Genomic DNA, 348 nt, shown 5'->3' with positions numbered 1-348 from the left:
ATGAGGTATACCCAATACCTCAAATTCCAGGGCATCAAACTGGCCTATTTCCACCGGACAATCAATTAACTCTGCATAGTTAGTGGCAAGGTATAAGCCAAATGCATATTTACTTGTACCGTCGGCGCGGCAAAGGCCAGTCGCTACCCGCCAATGAGATTGTTCATCGGGACAGCGTAAGTCGAGTTGATGTGGACAGTGGGCCAATTCTTCTATCTGTAAGAACAGGCTGGTGCCATTAAAAAATGCCCGGTTGTCATCCAAATAGGCTGTGCGTACCGAGCTGTCAAAGGCATATACCTGATAAATCAGGGTACAGGCCTGGCCTTTACTTTCTAGTATCCAGTG

At 47.1% G+C, this 348-nt stretch carries 1 protein-coding gene; it reads right to left on the bottom strand.

The genetic code is table 11. The features are described 5' to 3' along the window. Positions 1–348 (bottom strand): M61 family metallopeptidase (locus tag J0A66_RS22210; RefSeq protein WP_439098889.1); only part of this gene is annotated, 348 nt, incomplete at both ends.

Origin of the sequence: Bowmanella dokdonensis, from assembly GCF_017254865.1 — a bacterium.
In the GTDB taxonomy this organism is placed as follows: Bacteria; Pseudomonadota; Gammaproteobacteria; order Enterobacterales; family Alteromonadaceae; genus Bowmanella; species Bowmanella dokdonensis.
This window is presented reverse-complemented; position numbering and strand designations above follow the sequence as displayed.